General features: G+C 55.8%; 3 protein-coding genes. All 3 read right to left on the reverse strand.

Going from position 1 to position 17,244, the window contains the following annotated elements; all coding sequences use genetic code 11:
- Nucleotides 1–102 precede the first annotated feature (102 nt).
- From B7L15_RS06680 to B7L15_RS06690, 3 genes are read right to left on the reverse strand one after another with little or no spacing between them, the layout of a single operon-like run.
- Entirely contained in the window at nucleotides 103–7,464 is a 7,362-nt protein-coding gene (locus B7L15_RS06680; protein ID WP_085918222.1) for an amino acid adenylation domain-containing protein, read from the reverse strand.
- Nucleotides 7,461–13,976 carry a non-ribosomal peptide synthetase gene (locus tag B7L15_RS06685; RefSeq protein WP_085918223.1) on the reverse strand — a complete coding sequence of 2,172 codons (6,516 nt, stop codon included), beginning with the start codon at nucleotides 13,974–13,976 and terminating at the stop codon, nucleotides 7,461–7,463. The genes B7L15_RS06680 and B7L15_RS06685 overlap by 4 nt, the downstream gene beginning before the upstream one ends.
- A 58-nt stretch (nucleotides 13,977–14,034) precedes the next feature.
- Entirely contained in the window at nucleotides 14,035–17,235 is a 3,201-nt protein-coding gene (locus B7L15_RS06690) for a non-ribosomal peptide synthetase (RefSeq protein ID WP_085918224.1), read from the reverse strand.
- Nucleotides 17,236–17,244 lie beyond the last annotated feature (9 nt).

The raw sequence follows: 17,244 nt of genomic DNA on the forward strand, positions 1-17,244 counted from the left end.
CTCATTCGAATCAAGCCATGCTAGGCGAGTACAATAAACGATATAACTGTAGCGGCATACCGCTACAGTTATTCTATAAGCAAGAGGCCATCAAACCTTGACTCAAGCTGGCGCATGCTCACCGATATACCGGTGGACACTGGCTTGCAGTCGCTGCTTCACCTGAGATATCAAGTCCTCATCCCCCACAATTGAGAAGTGATCCTTAGGATTTTCAATTGAGGTTTTAGGAGTCCGATTCAACTGAGATGCTAACTCCTGCTGTTCCTGCCAGTCTCTTCTAGATGCCCACCAGCAATCCACTTCACAGCTCAACGCTGGTAAGGTATCAAGCTGTAGTGAAAGATGCTTTAAGTGCCTTGCCACACAGAATATTCGAGCAAGCTCCTCATTATCCAAAGCTGCGTAGCCCTCACGGCCAACTGCATCGAATGATTCCATTAGCCTCGACAACTTAATGGCAACCCTCTCCTCACTCGGTTCTTGTAGGCTCTCTTCAGTACCATCGTGCGTTTCAAGGTCTGCGCCTGGCAGTATTATCGATGCAAAGTTAACGAAATCTCTCTCCCAGCTATCCTCATTGTGCAGGCCTGGGCCAGGTATATAGGGATCTATCAAAGCCAAATGGCTTACATCTTGCTCCACCCCTTCAAGTCGTGCCGCAATCATCGCCGCCAATGCCCCACCAAGGGACCATCCCAATAGCCGATAGGGTCCCACGGGCTGTATGCGACGTATCGTTTCAACATAGGCATCCGCCATTGCCTCCAACGACGAGTCTTGATGTTCAGGATCAGTTAGCATCCGACACGGAAGTCCATAGACTGTGCATAATCCTTGCAGGTGTCGGGCCAACGGTTGATAGTCGAAAACCGTTCCCATTACAGCATGGATACAGAATAGCGGCGGCTGATCGCGACACTCGCCATTGAGCATGACAGCCCCTTTGGGCAGCGCCTCGCCGTTACTCCTCTCTCCCAACAGATCCCCAATAGTCGGTTTCTGCATCAGGTCGAACAATTTGAAGTTAAGCCCAGGTTTCCGTAGCGCTTGCACACGGCTCATCACTTTCAAGCTCAGCAGGGAGTCCCCACCCAACTCGAAGAAGTTGTCGGTCTCTCCGACTCGTTCAACACCCAATACCTCTTGCCATATCTCAGCGAGCTGTTGGGCTTCTTGCGTAGAGGGCGTCACATACTCGCGTTTTTCCTCGAAATTAGGTTCAGGCAGTGCTTTGCGATCTACCTTGCCGTTGGCGTTCAGCGGCAGTGCATCAAGCGAGACCAGCACTCCCGGCACCATATAGTCCGGTAGCGTTTGACCCAGCGCTTCACGTAATGAGCTGGTATCGAGTTCACTGTCGGCTTGAGGCACCACATAAGCGACTAACCTAGAGCCGCCCGAACCTTCTTGGGCGACAACCACGGCCTCGCGAATGTCTGGTTGCGATAGCAGTTCGGCTTCGATTTCACCGAGCTCGATACGCAGGCCTCGGACCTTCACCTGATGATCGAGGCGACCAAGATATTCGAGCTGGCCATCCTCTCGCCAGCGAACCAGATCGCCGGTGCGGTAGAGGCGTTCGCCCTCCGTGAATGGATCGGCGATAAAACGCTCCGCCGTGAGATCACTGCGATTAAGGTAGCCACGGGCCAGGCTTATCCCGCCCAGGTACAACTCTCCTGCGACGCCCTGTGGTACCAGGTTGAGTTCATCATCCAAGACGTAAGTGCGGGTACCGCTAATGGGTCGTCCAATGGGGATCTGGCGGTGGGCGTCATCACGACACCACCAGTGAGTAACATGAATGGTGGTTTCAGTAGGGCCATAGAGATCGTGGAGGTTGGCACCGTCGAGATACTCAGCCACATCCTGCTGCAGCGTGGCTGGAACGGCCTCACCACCACACATAATATGCTTGAGCCGCGTCTTGGCCTTCACATCGGGATAGGCCAGAAAGGCCTTGAGCATTGAAGGCACGAAATTGAGCGTGGTTACATCGTGCCGCTGAATCAGCTCGATGATGCGCTCTGGATCTCGATGGTCGCCTGGCTGGGCGATCACCAAACGCGCCCCGACACTCAGCGGCCAGAAAATTTCCCATACCGAGACATCGAACCCGAACGGTGCCTTGTGCAGTACGGCATCCACATCGGTGAGCTGGTAGGTCTCCTGCATCCAGACCATGCAATTGGTTAAGGCATCATGGCGGATGGCGGCGCCCTTAGGCCGACCGGTGGAGCCTGAGGTATAAATCACATAGGCGAGCTGCTCACCGTGCAGCGTCACCGAAGGGTTTGTCGAGGCATGATGCGCGACATCCAACTGATCCAACTCAATAACGTTCAGGCCATCAGCGACCGGCAGTGACTCGCGCAAGTGGTGCTGAGTCAGCAGCAGCTCGATACCACTATCCTCGGCTATGAAGGCCAACCGCTCGGCGGGATACTCGGGATCCAGCGGGACATAAGCACATCCCGCTTTCAGAATACCTAGCAATCCTACTACCATCTCAATGGAACGCTCCATTGCAATCCCTACCCGAGTCTCGGGTTTTACACCCAATCCAATCAGATAATGAGCCAAGCGGTTGGCACGGGTATTGAGTTCGGCGTAGCTGAGGTGCTGATCATCGAAGATGAGGGCCGCGGCCTCTGGAGTTGACGCTGCTTGGCGCTCAAGCAATTGATAAATAGGTGGAGCATCGAGGTGCTGATCTGGGTTCTCTCCCCACCCAATCAACAGTTTCAGTTCGTTTTTTCCTAGCAGGCTAATCTCACTTAGTGATTGCTGAGATGCAGTTTGCAGGCTTGCCACGATACCGGCTACGGCTGAACGCATGTAATCACACAGCCGCTGTGCGCCGATGACACGGCTCACCTGCCCCACCAGTCGAAAGCCTTCTCCCAGATCATCCACCGACATCCCAATGGGGTAGTTAGTACGCTCCTGCCCCCCTAGAGACTCCATGCCTTTCCATACATTAATGGGGCTACTTTCTGTCTTGGGAGCGTTGTAACGGTAGTTCAGCAAGCTCGTAAATAGTGGCATCCCCCCGGGCAACCCACTGCAGCGCTGTGCTAGCCCAAGGCTGGCATGCTCTTGGTTCAACAACGCACTAAGGACGCTATGAGTCTGCTGCAAGCACTTATCGACGGTTTGAGACCCTGTTGTGATGCGAACAGGCAAGGTGTTGATAAACATCCCCAGTGCACGCTCTGCCCCTTCAGTGCCCTGCATACGGCCGAACAAAACGGTGCCGAACACTACATCGTCCCGCCCAGTGGTTTTGCTGAGCACCAAGGCCCAGGCTAAGTGAAATAGGCTGGCCGCGCTGACTCCATGGCGCTGCGCCTGCTGCCGCACCTGTTGAGCCAACTCTGGTTCTAGCGGCAGCTGCATTTCCTCGATATCGCTGCCATCGCCACGTACCTCCAGCAGCCCGAAGGGCGCTGTCGGTTCTTCAATATCGCCCAACTGCTCTCGGAAAAAGGCCTCATGCTCTTCCGGGCTGACCCCTAGTCGGGTCTGGGCAACAAAATTACGGAATGGAAGTGGATGGGGTAGTTCATCTTCGCGGCCTTGCTGGATCAGGGCAATTTCTTCCACCAGTCGCTCAAGGGTGGTGTGATCCATGACGAGATGGTGGCTAGGTAGTTGCAACAGCCAGCGGTTTTGCTCGGCATCGTATGCCGCCACCGCTCGAAGCATGGGGGCTCGTCGCACATCAAGGCGATGATGCTCGGGATCCACCTCTGCATTCAGCCGTTCAGCTACGTTTTGTGATAGGACGCCATCCATGGTTAGCCACTCGAGGGCTAATTCGGCATACCGGTATACCACCTGCACCGGCTCACGCAGGTTTTCCCAAAGCACGGCCGTGCGCAGGATATCGTGGCGGGCAACCAGCTGGTTAAAACCGGCAGTAAAGGCTTCCAGCCGTTCTCGGCTGTCGAAGCCAAGCAGCCGAGGCGTCACATAGGCATCACCCTCTTCCTGCAGCCGGTGGTGGAAGAGAATCCCCTCCTGCAGTGGTGCCAGTGGGTAGATGTCCTGAATATTGCTAGCGCCACCAGGCACAGCGGCTTCGATCTCACGAAGTTCTTCGGCATTGAGCTCGATTAGTGTCAACATTTCAGGCTGGAGAACCTGACAGTCGTAAGGGATCAGATTGGGCGGGATATTGATTTCCTGCTGCTCTGATTTCTGCGTCAATACCTGGGCAAAGGCCGCTAGCTCTGGACATTGAAACAGCGTGCGTACCTGCGCCTTCAAGCCCCGATGCCGCATTTGCTCCAACACTTTCAGAGCCAATAGCGAATGGCCCCCCAGCTCAAAGAAGTTGTCGTGGCGGCCCACTTGGTCGACGCCAAGCACTTCAGCCCAGATTTCCGCCAGTGCTTCTTCCACCTCGCCTTGAGGCGGCTCATACTGCGAGCCACTGGCTAAATCCGGCTCAGGTAACGCCTTGCGGTCTACTTTGCCATTGGCATTCAACGGCAGTGCATCAAGAGCCACCACAACGCCCGGCACCATATAGTCCGGTAGTTTTTGTCCCAGTACTTTAAGTAGTGAATTGGTATCGAGTTCACTGTCGGCTTGGGGAACCACGTAAGCCACCAACCTAGAGCCGCTAGGGCCTTCTTGGGCGACCACCACCGCCTCGCGAACCGCCGACTGAGCGAGTAGTTCGGCTTCGATCTCGCCCAGCTCGATACGCAGGCCACGAATCTTCACCTGGTGATCTAGGCGGCCCAGGTACTCGAGCTGGCCATCGTCACGCCAGCGCACCAGATCGCCGGTGCGGTAGAGGCGCTCGCCCTTAGCAAACAGGTCGGCGACAAAACGTTCTGCAGTAAGGTCGGGGCGGTGTAGGTAGCCCCGAGCCAACCCAATGCCTCCGAGATAGAGCTCCCCCGCGACGCCAGGGGGTGCCAAGTTAAGATCGCCATCCAACACATAGGTACGAATACCAGCAATCGGTTGGCCGATCGCTACGTGATTGCGCCCATCGTCTTGGCACGTCCAGTGGGTAACGTCGATGGCCGCTTCAGTGGGACCATAGAGGTTATAGAGCGCCGTATGAGGCAACCGAGCAAATACTTGGCTCTGCAATTCAGCCGGTAGCGCTTCGCCGCTACACACCATGCGTGTCAGGCTGGTGCAGGTCTCGACCTCGCCATGGGCCAGGAAGGCCTGCAACATTGAAGGTACGAAATGTAGCGTGGTGATCTTGTGGGTACGGATTAATTCAACCAGTTGGGCTGGCTCACGGTGAGCGCCTGGCGGGGCCATCACTAGCCGCGCGCCCTGCATCAGCGGCCAGAAGAACTCCCACACAGAAACATCGAAGCTAAACGGCGTCTTCTGCAGCACCGCATCGTCGGCCGTTAGATCATACGCCTGCTGCATCCAGTGTAGGCGGTTAGTCAGCGCGTGATGGCGGTTGGCTGCGCCCTTGGGCCGTCCGGTGGAGCCCGAGGTGTAGATCACATAAGCAAGATTTTCGCTGTCCAGGGCCACGTTCGGATTGGTCGGCGCATGGTGAGTAACATCCAATCGATCCAGCTCAATGATGCTCAACCCATCAGCCACCGGCAACGTATCGCGTAGATGCTGCTGGGTAAGCAGCAACTCGATACCGCTGTCCTCGACCATATAGGCCAGCCGCTCGGCGGGGTAATCCGGATCCAACGGTACATAGGCGCCACCCGCCTTGAGGATCGCCAGTAGCCCCACCACCATCTCAAGGGAGCGCTCAACAGCTATACCCACCCGCGTCTCAGGTTTTACACCTAGGCCGATCAGGTAGTGGGCCAACTGGTTGGCGCGGGCATTGAGCTCGGTGTAGTTGAGCGACTGATCTTCGAATATTAGTGCCGTAGCCTCTGGGGTTGCCTCAGCTTGTAGCTCAATTAGGTGATGGGCTGGATGGGCATCGAGATTCCGTTGTGTGTTTACGCCCCATTCCTGTAATTTTAGCTGTTCATCTTTATCTAGCAGTTCGATATCGTTCAACGCACGCTCTGGAACCTCTGCCAGCGCCTTTAAAATGACCGTATAGTGCCGAGCTAGACGCTCAACAGTGGTTGCATCAAACAGCCCTTCTGAATAAACGAAGCTAGCCTCCAGACCATCATCCTTGCGTTCTACCACATTTAATGTCAGCTCGAACTGAGCTTCTCTCTTCTCTAGTGGCCAGGTGCTCAGTTCCAGCCCTGGCAGCGTCTGCAGCGATCCATGATCTTGCCGCTGGTGATTGAACATCACCTGGAACAGCGGCGTGTGGCTCAAGCTACGCTCGGGCTGCAGCGCTTCCACTAATTGCTCGAATGGCAGATCCTGATGTTCTTGTGCCCCCAGAGCGGCACGTTTGCCCTGCTCCAGCGCCTCGGTCAAGCGCAGGCGACCATAAAACGTATTACGCAGCACTTGGGTGTTGACGAAAAGCCCCACCACGCCTTGGGTTTCCGTCCGGTGGCGGTTGGCGATTGGCACGCCGACCCGGATATCCTCCTGCCCGGTATAGCGATACAGCAGCGCTTGGAAGCCTGTCAGTAGTGTCATAAACAGGGTGGCACCCTGTGCTTGGGTTCGCTTGCGCAGCCCATTTATCAGTGACTCTTGGAGCACCATGTGGCGGCGCGCAGCGTGATAATGTCCATCGTTACGGCGCGGGCGATCAGTCGGCAACTGCAGTACCGGGTGTTCGTCGCCAAGTTCCGCCTGCCAGTAGGCGAGCTGGCGCTCTTTCTCGCCCGCTTCCATCCATTGACGCTGCCAGAGTGCATAATCAGCGTACTGAATCGGCAGGGCTGGCGGCTGCCATGTTTCACCCGCTACCCGAGCGGAGTAGTCCGCAGAAAACTCATCGATGATCAACTGCATCGACCAGCCATCGGAAATGATGTGGTGCATCACTACCACCAGCAAGTGCTTCTCTGCTGCTAGGCGAAGCAGCCCCACCCGCAACAGCGGCCCCTGTTCCAGATCGAAAGGATCATCGCAAAGCCGATCAACCTGATTTTCTATTGCCCCTTCTCGTTCAGCCTTCGGCATATGACCTAGGTCGACTTCATGCAATGCGAAGTTGCTATCAGCCTGCACCACTTGCATGACCCCACCCTCGACATCGTCACGGAACACCGTGCGCAATGTTTCATGACGAGATATCAAAGCGGCAAAGCTACCCCGCAATGCATCAATATCCAGCGAGCCCTTAAGGGTCAGAGCACCAGTAATATGGTAAGCGCTGTTTTCGGGATCCAAACGCCACAGAAACCATTGGCGCAGTTGCGCATAGGAGGGTGAGCAAGTACTCAATTGGGAATCAGGGCGCCTAAGAATTGGGAACTGGCCAATGCCCAACCCTTGAGTACGAATTTTGTCGTACACCACACGGCGTTGTTCGGCTGACAATCCGGTGAAGCGCTCCGCAATACGACGGGTATCGATGTTACTCATTGAACGGTGTCCATGCTGTCGATGAAGGAATCAATGTCAGAGAGCGATTTCTCAAAGGAGTGGCCACTGCTTTGAGTGGTAATGCGTTTTGCTAAGTCACGGAGTAGTGGATTTTTAAACACCTGCGATATTTTGAGTTCAACTTGCATATCAGCTTGAACGCTAGCTGCCATTTGCATCGCAAGTAGCGAGTGCCCGCCCAGTTCGAAGAAGCTGTCGTGACGCCCCACTTGATCCATGCCCAACACATCAGCCCAGATTTCCGCCAGCGCTTCTTCCACCTCGCCTTCAGGCGGCTCGTATTGCGAGCCACTGGCTAAATCCGGATCAGGGAGTGCCTTGCGATCCACCTTGCCGTTGGCATTCAACGGCACTGCATCGAGGGCGACCACAACGCCCGGCACCATATAGTCCGGTAGCTTTTTACCGAGTGCTTCACGTAGTACGGCGGTATCGAGTTCACTGCCAGCTCGGGGCACCACATAAGCGACTAACCTAGAACCACCGGGTCCTTCTTGAGCGACTACTACTGACTCGCGAACCTCCGGCTGAGATAATAGCTCGGCTTCGATCTCACCCAGTTCGATACGCAGGCCGCGGATTTTCACCTGGTGGTCTAGGCGACCCAAGTACTCGAGCTGGCCATCCTCCCGCCAGCGCACTAGGTCGCCGGTGCGGTAGAGGCGCTCGCCCTTGGCAAACGGATCGGCGATAAAACGTTCTGCAGTAAGCTCTGGGCGGTGTAGGTAGCCCCGCGCCAACCCAATGCCTCCAAGATAAAGCTCACCCGCGACCCCGGGAGGCGTCATGTTGAGATCGCTGGCTAGTACGTAGGTGCGGATACCGGCGATCGGTTGGCCAATCGCTACCTGATTGCGCCCATCGTCTTGGCACGTCCAGTGGGTAACATCGATAGCTGCTTCTGTGGGGCCATAGAGGTTGTACAGTCCCGTTTGAGGTAACCGAGCCAATACTTGGTTCTGCAGTTCAGCCGATAACGCTTCGCCGCTACATACCAGACGCGTCAGGCTGGTACAGGTTTCGATCTCGCCATGGGCCAGGAAGGCCTGCAGCATTGAAGGTACAAAGTGCAGTGTAGTGATGTTATGGCTACGGATTAGCTCGACCAACTGTACCGGTTCACGATGGGCACCTGGTGGCGCCATCACCAGTCGGGCGCCCTGCATCAGCGGCCAGAAGAATTCCCATACTGAAACATCGAAACTGAAGGGCGTTTTCTGTAGCACCGCATCGTCGGTCGTTAGGCCATAGGCGTCTTGCATCCACTGTAGGCGATTGGACAGTGAATAGTGACGATTGGCCGCGCCCTTAGGCCGCCCGGTGGAGCCTGAGGTGTAAATGATATAGGCAAGGTGTTCACCATGCAGGGCCTCTTCAGGGTTGGTTGACGAATAAGGCGTCACATCCAACTGATCCAGTTCAATAACGTTCAAGCTTTCAGCTACTGGTAACGACTCGCGAAGATGTTGCTGGGTGAGCAGTAGCTCGATATCGCTGTCTTCGACCATATAGGCTAATCGATCGCTCGGATAATCTGGATCCAGCGGTACGTAAGCGCCACCTGCCTTGAGAATGCCCAGCAGCCCTACCACCATCTCGATGGAGCGTTCAACGGCAATGCCTACCCGAGTTTCGGGTTTTACACCTAGACCGATAAGGTAGTGGGCCAACTGGTTGGCGCGGTTATTGAGTTCGGTGTAGTTGAGCGACCGATCTCCGAGTACTAGTGCAGTAGCATCGGGGATTTCCGCAGCCTGCTTCTCAATCAGTTGATGGATTGGTGCAGCCTCGGAATAATGTTGGGTATTTTCTCCCCACTCGCTCAACCGTTGCTGTTCGTCTGTTCTGAGTAGGTTGATCTCACTTAATGGTTGTTGAGGCACCGCTTGCAGATTGTCTACAATACCTACAATGGCTGAGTTCAAATAATCACAAAGCCGCTGTGCTCCGATCGCACGGCTCACCTGCCCTACTAACTGGAAGCCGTTACCTAGATCGTCCACCGACATCGTGATCGGGTAGTTGGTGCGCTCTTGGCCCCCCAGCACCTCCATACCTTCCCAGGTATGAGCGATGCTTCCCTCTTGCTGAGGTGCGCTGTAACGATAGTTCAGCAGACTCGTGAATAGTGGAGTTCCGCTTGGTAACCCGCTGCAGTGCTGTGCGAGGCCAAGACTGGCATGTTCATGGTGCATTAGCACAGATAGAGCGTCGTGGGTTTGGCGTAAGCACTTATCGACACCTTGAGCACCCACTTTGATACGCACCGGTAGCGTATTGATAAACATACCCAGCGCCCGCTCGGCCCCTCCAGTGCCTTGCATACGCCCAAACAGCACAGTTCCAAATACTACGTCGTCATGCCCTGTGGTCTTGCTTAGCACCAAGGCCCAAGCCAAGTGGAATAGACTAGCCGTGCTTACACCATAGCGCTGAGCCTGCTGCCGAACTTGCTGGGCTAGTTCCGTAGTCAAAGGAACGCGCACTTCTTCGATATCGCTGCCATCGCCACGAACGTCTAGCAGCCCGAAGGGCGTTGTCGGTTCTTCAACATCGTTCAACTGCTCTCTAAAGAAGACTTCGTGCTCTTCCAGGCTTACTCCTAGCCGGGCCTGCGCCACGAAGTTGCGGAAGGGTAGCGGTGGAGGTAACTCGCTCTCGCGGCCTTGCTGGATCAGGGAAATTTCTTCTACCAGCAGCTCAAGAGTGGTGTGATCCATGACTAGATGATGACTAGGTAACTGTAGCAACCAGCGTCCCTGCTCAGCATCGTGGGCAGCCAGCGCCCGAATCATAGGTGCTTGGCGCACATCGAGGCGATGGTGCTCAGGATCCACCTGAGTGTATAACCAGTCGGCCACACCGCCGGTGGCCGCATCTGGCGCGGTCGGCCATTCGATATCCAGCATGGCATGTCGATACACCACCTGCACCGGTTCGCAGAGGCTTTCCCAGAGCACTGCAGTACGTAAAATATCGTGACGGGCAATCAGCTTATTAAAACCAGAAATAAATGCTTCCAGCCCCTCCCTGCTATCAAAGCCCAGCAGACGCGGAGTGACATAGGCATCGCCCTCTTCCTGCAGCCTATGGTGGAAGAGAATCCCCTCCTGCAGTGGTGCCAGTGGATAGATATCCTGAATATTACTCGCCCCACCGGGCACTGCCGCTTCGACCTCACGAAGTTCTTCGGCATTGAGCTCGATTAGCGTCAACATCTCGGGCTGGAGAGCCTGGCAATCGTGAGGAATCAAATTGGGTGGGATGGTGATCTCAGCTTGCTCGGGCGCTTGCATCAACGCGTGAGCAAAGGATGCCAGTTCCGGGTGTTGGAACAGAGTACGCACCTGCGCCGTCAGGCCCCGATGCCGCATTTGCTCCAACACCTTCAGAGCCAACAACGAATGGCCCCCCAGCTCGAAGAAGTTGTCGTATCGGCCCACACGTTCGACGCCAATTACCTCTGACCAGATTTCCGCCAGCGCTTCTTCCACTTCGCCTTGGGGCGGCTCATACTGCGAGTTACTGGCCAAGTCCGGCTTGGGCAGGGCCTTGCGATCTACCTTGCCGTTGGCATTCAGCGGCAGCGCATCGAGGGTGACCACGACGCCCGGAACCATGTAATCTGGCAACTGTTGACCCAGTCGATCGCGTAATTTACTGGTGTCAAGTTCACTGTCGCCTTGGGGAACCACATACGCCACCAGCCTCGAGCCACTATGGCTTTCTTGGGCAACCACCACCGCCTCGCGAATTTCCGGTTGCGATATCAGTTCAGCTTCGACCTCACCTAGCTCAATACGTAGGCCGCGTATTTTTACCTGGTGATCAAGGCGGCCTAGGTACTCGAGCTGGCCATCCTCCCGCCAGCGCACCAGATCGCCGGTGCGATAGAGGCGTTCGCCCTGCTCAAATGGATCCGCGACGAAACGCTCTGCCGTTAAGCCACTACGATTCAGATAACCGCGGGCCAACCCCATACCCCCCAGATACAGTTCACCCCCTATGCCAGTTGGCACAAGATTCAGATCGGGATCCAGCACTAGCGCCTTACGCGCCCCAATTGGCTGACCGATCGGCACTTGGGATGATTGTCCAAGGCCCGCATCATCCGACCATAGTGTCGGAGAAATAACCGTCTCGGCCGGGCCATAAGCGTTAAACAGGCGTTCCGGCTCACAAGTTCTACGTATGCCTTCGAAGTCTTCACGCGACCAAGCTTCGCCACCGGCGATACAAAGGCGCACCGGCAGGGAGCCTGCCTGCAAGCTTTGATGGAGATGGCGCAGATAGGCCGGCGGCAGATAGAGCACGCTAACGGCATGCTGTCGCACTAATGTGGCTAGCGTCTCAATTTCCAAGTGTCGACCCTGAGGAAGCACGAGGGCTGTACCTGCCAAGAGTGGAAGCAGCCACTGCTCGCCAGAGGCGTCGAAACTGATCGAAGCAAACTGCAGCAGCCGATCTTCAGGCGTCAGACCATAACGCTCTCCAATCGCTTGGAGGTGCATCGACAGGGGGCCATGACTTACTCCAACGCCCTTGGGACGCCCGGTGGAGCCCGAGGTGTAAATCACATAGGCGAGATGTTCACCGTGCAGTGCCACTTCAGGGTTGGTTAGCGCATGATGAGTCACATCCAACTGATCCAGCTCAATAACGTTCAGGCTCCCCACCACCGGTAAGATGTCGCGCAGGTGCTGTTGGGTAAGCAGCAGCTCAATGCCACTATCCTCGACCATATAGGCCAGCCGGTCGGCGGGGTAATCCGGATCCAGTGGCACATAGGCGCCGCCCGCTTTGAGGATACCCAGCAGCCCCACCACCATCTCGATGGAGCGTTCAACAGCAATGCCCACCCGCGTCTCAGGTTTTACGCCTAGACCGATCAGGTAGTGGGCCAACTGGTTGGCGCGGGTATTGAGTTCAGTGTAGTTGAGCGACTTCTCTTCAAATACTAGTGCCGTAGCCTCTGGGGTTGCCGCAGCTTGGCGCTCTATCACGTGATGGATGGGCTCGATCGGATTATCGGTTGCTTCGCGGCTTCCCCAATCGCGTAACAATGCTTTTTCTGCATTGTCAGGTAGCTCAATAGAGGAAAGCTGTGTTTCTGGCTTCTCTAATAAGATCCCAAGTACTTTCTGATAGTAACCAATCAGTCGATGGATGGTTTTGTCATCGAAAAGATCCGAATTGAACTCTAGAGCACCAACCACTTGTTCCTGTTCGATGAAAACATCCAGCGACAGCTCAAACTTTGCACTCGTCTGAGGAAGATCAATCAGTTCGACAGACGCATCATCTAGCTGAAGCTGGTCCTCATCAGATCTGAACTGGAGACCGAACATAACCTGAAACAGCGGCTGTCGAACGAGATCGCGCTTTTCTTTTCGATGTTCGAGCAAGACTTCCAACGGCATATCAGCATAGTTGAGCGATCCAACTGCATCCTTTTTGACCTGCTGACATACGTCACGCAGCGTCATGACTGGATTCACGCGTACTCGAAAAGGCAGTGTCGTGATGAAAAAGCCAACGACCTCCTGAAACTCCTCTTGCTGGCGGCCTGACGACGGAACGCCAATCGCGAAGTCTTGCTGTCCACAGTAGCGGGCCAAGACTACTTGCCAGGCCGCGAAGAGTGGCACGAAAGGAGTAAAGCGCTCTTGTTGGCAAAAGGCTTTTAGGGAACTGGCGAGGCTGTTATCCAACACGAAACGCTTTGTGGCTCCCCGAAATTCTTGCTGCTTGGGATAGACACGATCCGTGGTGATTTCCAGCGGCGGGACATCATCCCCTAGGTGTTCATTCCAATACTTAAGTTCCTTGTCAATATCGCCCGCTGCTACTCTCTTGTGTTGCTGCAGAACGTAGTCACCATACTGTACGGGCAAGCTTGGAAGCTGCGCATCTCCGTTTTGGCCCAACGCCTGACGATAGGCTTCACTCAGATCGGATTCGATGATGCGGTTAGACCAGGCATCTGAAATGATGTGATGAAGGCAGACAACCAGAACGTGTCGGCGCTCTTCTATCTTTATCAACCGAGCCACTAGCAACGGTGGCTCACCAAGATCGAAGACATGCTCCGCGACTTTCTCGATCGACCGCGCCAGCCTTTCGTCCTGCTCTGTTGCAGCCAGCTCAGAGAGATCCTGTCTATGCATAGTAAAAGAGACGCCGGGGAGTACGATCTGCTGCGGTACGCCGTTGCACTCAAAGAATCGTGTTCTAAATACGCTATGGCGTTGAATCAGTGCTTGAAAGGCACGCTCTAGCGCCCCTGCGTCCACGTTTCCGGTAAGTTGGTAAGCGCGCGGCTGGTTGTAGGCGGTAAGATTCGGCGAATAACGATGCAGGAACCAAAGCTGCTGCTGAGAGTAAGACAATGGCAATACAGCATCTTCACGAACTGCTTCAGACACTCCTTCTTGCCCTTCCCTGCCATTACCAGGTGCTGCCACATCTTGTGGATGAGCCAATTCCTTCATCGCTAAATCCTCTTCCTGTACCGCGTTACAAATGATGTTACTAGGCAAGTTTGTCTACTCAGTTGCTATCAAGCTCGGCTAGACCGCTCGTGCTGGCCTCAGCACAACGTTCGCGTAGAGCGGCACCCAGCTCAGCGACGGTGGGGTGATCGAATACCACGCCGGGGGCTATCTCGATGCCGAACTGCTTACGGATGCGGGCTACCAGCTTGATCACCAGCAAGGAGTGCCCACCCAACTCGAAGAAGTCGTCATCAACGCCTACCTCATCGCGACCAAGCAGCTCGGCCATGGCTTGACACAGGTTGGCTTCCACGGCATCCCGGGGCTTCACCAGGTTTTTACTTTCCGCTGTTTTTTGGGCCAAAGCTTCCAGCGCAGAGGTGTCTACCTTGCCGTTACCTAGGCGAGGGAAACGCTCAACAGGGATAAATCGAGAAGGACGCATGGACTCAGGCAGTAGCACAGCCAGCTGCTGGCGAAGCTGAGCTTGGCCCTCAACGGACGTTACCTCGGCGTCAGCGATCAGGAACGCTACGAGTTCCTGGGTATCACCGCCCCGCTCCATCAGGCGGACCAGGCTCTGCTTAATCCCTGGTTGTGCTTGCAACACGCTTTCGATTTCCGCCGGTTCAATGCGAAAGCCGCGCAGTTTGATCTGATCGTCGGCTCGCCCAATAAGGCGTACGCCCCCCTCGGGCATCACACACGCAAGATCGCCGGTGCGATAGAGCCGTTCATCGGCAATAAAAGGATCTTCGACAAAAGCGGAAGCATCGCTATTGAGATACCCACGCGCCAGTTGGGCGCCGCCCAGATACAGCTCACCCACGGCACCGGTGGGGGTAGCGTGCAAATTATCTTCAAGCACTCGATAGCAGCAGTTCGGTAGCAACTTGGTTAGCGGCAGCGGGCCTTGAATATCTTGCGACAGCGATACCGGGTGCACCATAACGCCCACTGTGGCTTCTGTAGGGCCATAGTGGTTGTATAGCTGGCACTCGGGCGAGATCCGCGCAATGCTCGAAAGTAAGGTAGGTGAAGCTGCCTCGCCGCCAAGAATCAGTGTTTTCGGCAACCGCGGGGCTTCGCACTCCAGCAGGGCTTCCAGGTGAGACGGCACTATCTTGAGCGCATCGATATCGGCCGCCGACATGAAGCGCGCAAAGTGGTCGCCATCCTGCATATCGTCAGGTGCGGCGATCACCAGGCGAGCACCATTGAACAAGGCACCGAACAGCGCTGTATTACCTAGGTCGGTGGCCAGCGACCCGGTCAATGCCCAGCGCTGGCATGCCGATAGCCCCATGGCCTTTGTGGCACCGGCGACGTAATTGAGCAGTTGGCTATGCTCAATTAGCACGCCTTTTGGCGTGCCGGTGGAGCCAGAGGTATAGAGAAGGTAAGCCACGTCGCTGAGGTCTTGCTCTGGAAACGACAATGCGCTATCCGCTTCTTCCACTTCCTGTGGCAGACCTACAGTGGGGATACCGGGAAGGGCCAGTGCTGCGAGTTCCGCCTCGGCGTTTTCAGCGCTCACCACTAGCGCGGTCTGGGCATCCTCAAGCACTCGCCGTTTACGGTCTATGGGCCACTCATCGTCGAGCGGCAGGTAGGCGGCGCCTACACGCCATACTGCTAGCAGTAGCACGACCAAATCGGTGGAACGGGGCAGGTTGAGCGCTACGTAATCTCCATGTTTAACGCCCTGACCATCCAGCCACCGAGCGATATTATTAACGCGGGCTTCTAGTTGAGCGTAACTCAGCGTACGGCCCTGCTCCTCAATGGCAATGGCATCCGGCGTCGAGGCCGCCCAGGCAGCGATATGGGTAGCTACGCTCCTCTCGCTCACGTCGAGCGCACTGTCCTCAATCGACTCCAACGCCAGCTGTTGTTCAGGGGAAATAAGCGGCACCGAAAATAGTTTTTGCTCGGGGTCGGCTAGGCCCACCTGTAGCAGCGTCTGGTACTGACCCAGCAGACACTCGGCCGCCGCTCGGCTATAGCATGAGGGGTCGGTATAGAGAGTCGCCACCGCGCCGCTCTTACTGCGGCCAATCTGCAAGGCAAGTTCAAACTCTGCCGATGGCCCAGGCAGTTCTCGCAAGCGCCACTGCAAACCTGCCGTATCTAACTCACTCACGCCTTCTGAAAATGCGAACCCCACTACGAGGTGGCGCTTATCAGGCAGAGCATCAATTGACCAATACTCTTGGGCTTGGGTATGCGCTTCTAACTGCTCTGACAAGCGGGCGATCCAGCTAGAGAAGTCGCTATCAGCGACACCTTCAACCAGTAACGGCAGTACCTTGTCGAAGAGCCCGATTGCCCCTTGCATCACCTCGTAATCCTGGCGGCAGTCGTGTTGCCAGCCGCCCAGCATGCTCTCGTTGTCGCTAATCCTGGCGAGTAGCGCCCACCAGGCCGCCTGCAATACTGCCTCTGCGGATACTTGAAGCCCATCTGCTAGGCTATCGATACGCGCTACTAGGCTTGATCCGAGCTGACAGACCACATATTCATGCTCTACCCGCACGTCATAGTGATTCGCTTGCCTTGCAGGTAAACGGCATGCGCCTGCCTGCTCGGCATGCTGCTGGTGATTTAGCCAATACTCACGACCCTCTTCGGCGTCATCGTCGTTTTCGAGAGAAGCGCGCCATTCGATAAACTGGGAATACTGTAGCCCCGACTCATCATCGACTCCGCCCCTCTGATCGTAAGTATCCACCAACGCTGAGAACAGCGACTGCAGACTGCCGCGATCCGCCACCAACGCCGAAACAGCCAGTACTAATACCCAGGTAGTTTCACCTGTTTGCAGCAGCACTGGTCGCAGCAGTTCGCCACTCTCAACGGCCATGGGCCGAAGCTTGAGTGCCTCGCTATAGTTTTTGAGAGCGTCGTTGAGATCGCCGTCGAGCAGTGGTTCCTGGTCATCGCTGCCGCGTAAGTCCTCATATCGCCACTCAATAGCAGGTAGCTCTTCAAGCGCCTGGTGTCGCAGCCCACGATACCCCGCCACGCTTTTCAGAGCCGTCGATAGGGCTTCATGCTGTTGTCTAACATCACCCAGTGCGTGCTCCAGCCGCGAGCTATCAAGTGCCCCTTGAATATCGACCACCATGACATTCGCCTGCGCCGATGCTACCTGCTGGATGCCACCTTCATTAGTTTCCGCCGCCGTCAGTACCGCGCGCTGCTCAGGGCTAAGCGGCCAATGGGCAAGGTTCTGCTGTTCCGTTGTTGCATTCATTTATAGACT

Origin of the sequence: Halomonas sp. CSM-2 (genome assembly GCF_002119345.1) — a bacterium.
In the GTDB taxonomy this organism is placed as follows: domain Bacteria; phylum Pseudomonadota; class Gammaproteobacteria; order Pseudomonadales; family Halomonadaceae; genus Vreelandella; species Vreelandella janggokensis.

Coding starts and splice junctions, on each gene's coding strand:
- B7L15_RS06680 (WP_085918222.1), bottom strand. CDS start 7,464: ATGAGTAACATCGATACCCGTCGTATTGCGGAGCGCTTCACCGGATTG.
- B7L15_RS06685 (WP_085918223.1), bottom strand. CDS start 13,976: ATGAAGGAATTGGCTCATCCACAAGATGTGGCAGCACCTGGTAATGGC.
- B7L15_RS06690 (WP_085918224.1), bottom strand. CDS start 17,235: ATGAATGCAACAACGGAACAGCAGAACCTTGCCCATTGGCCGCTTAGC.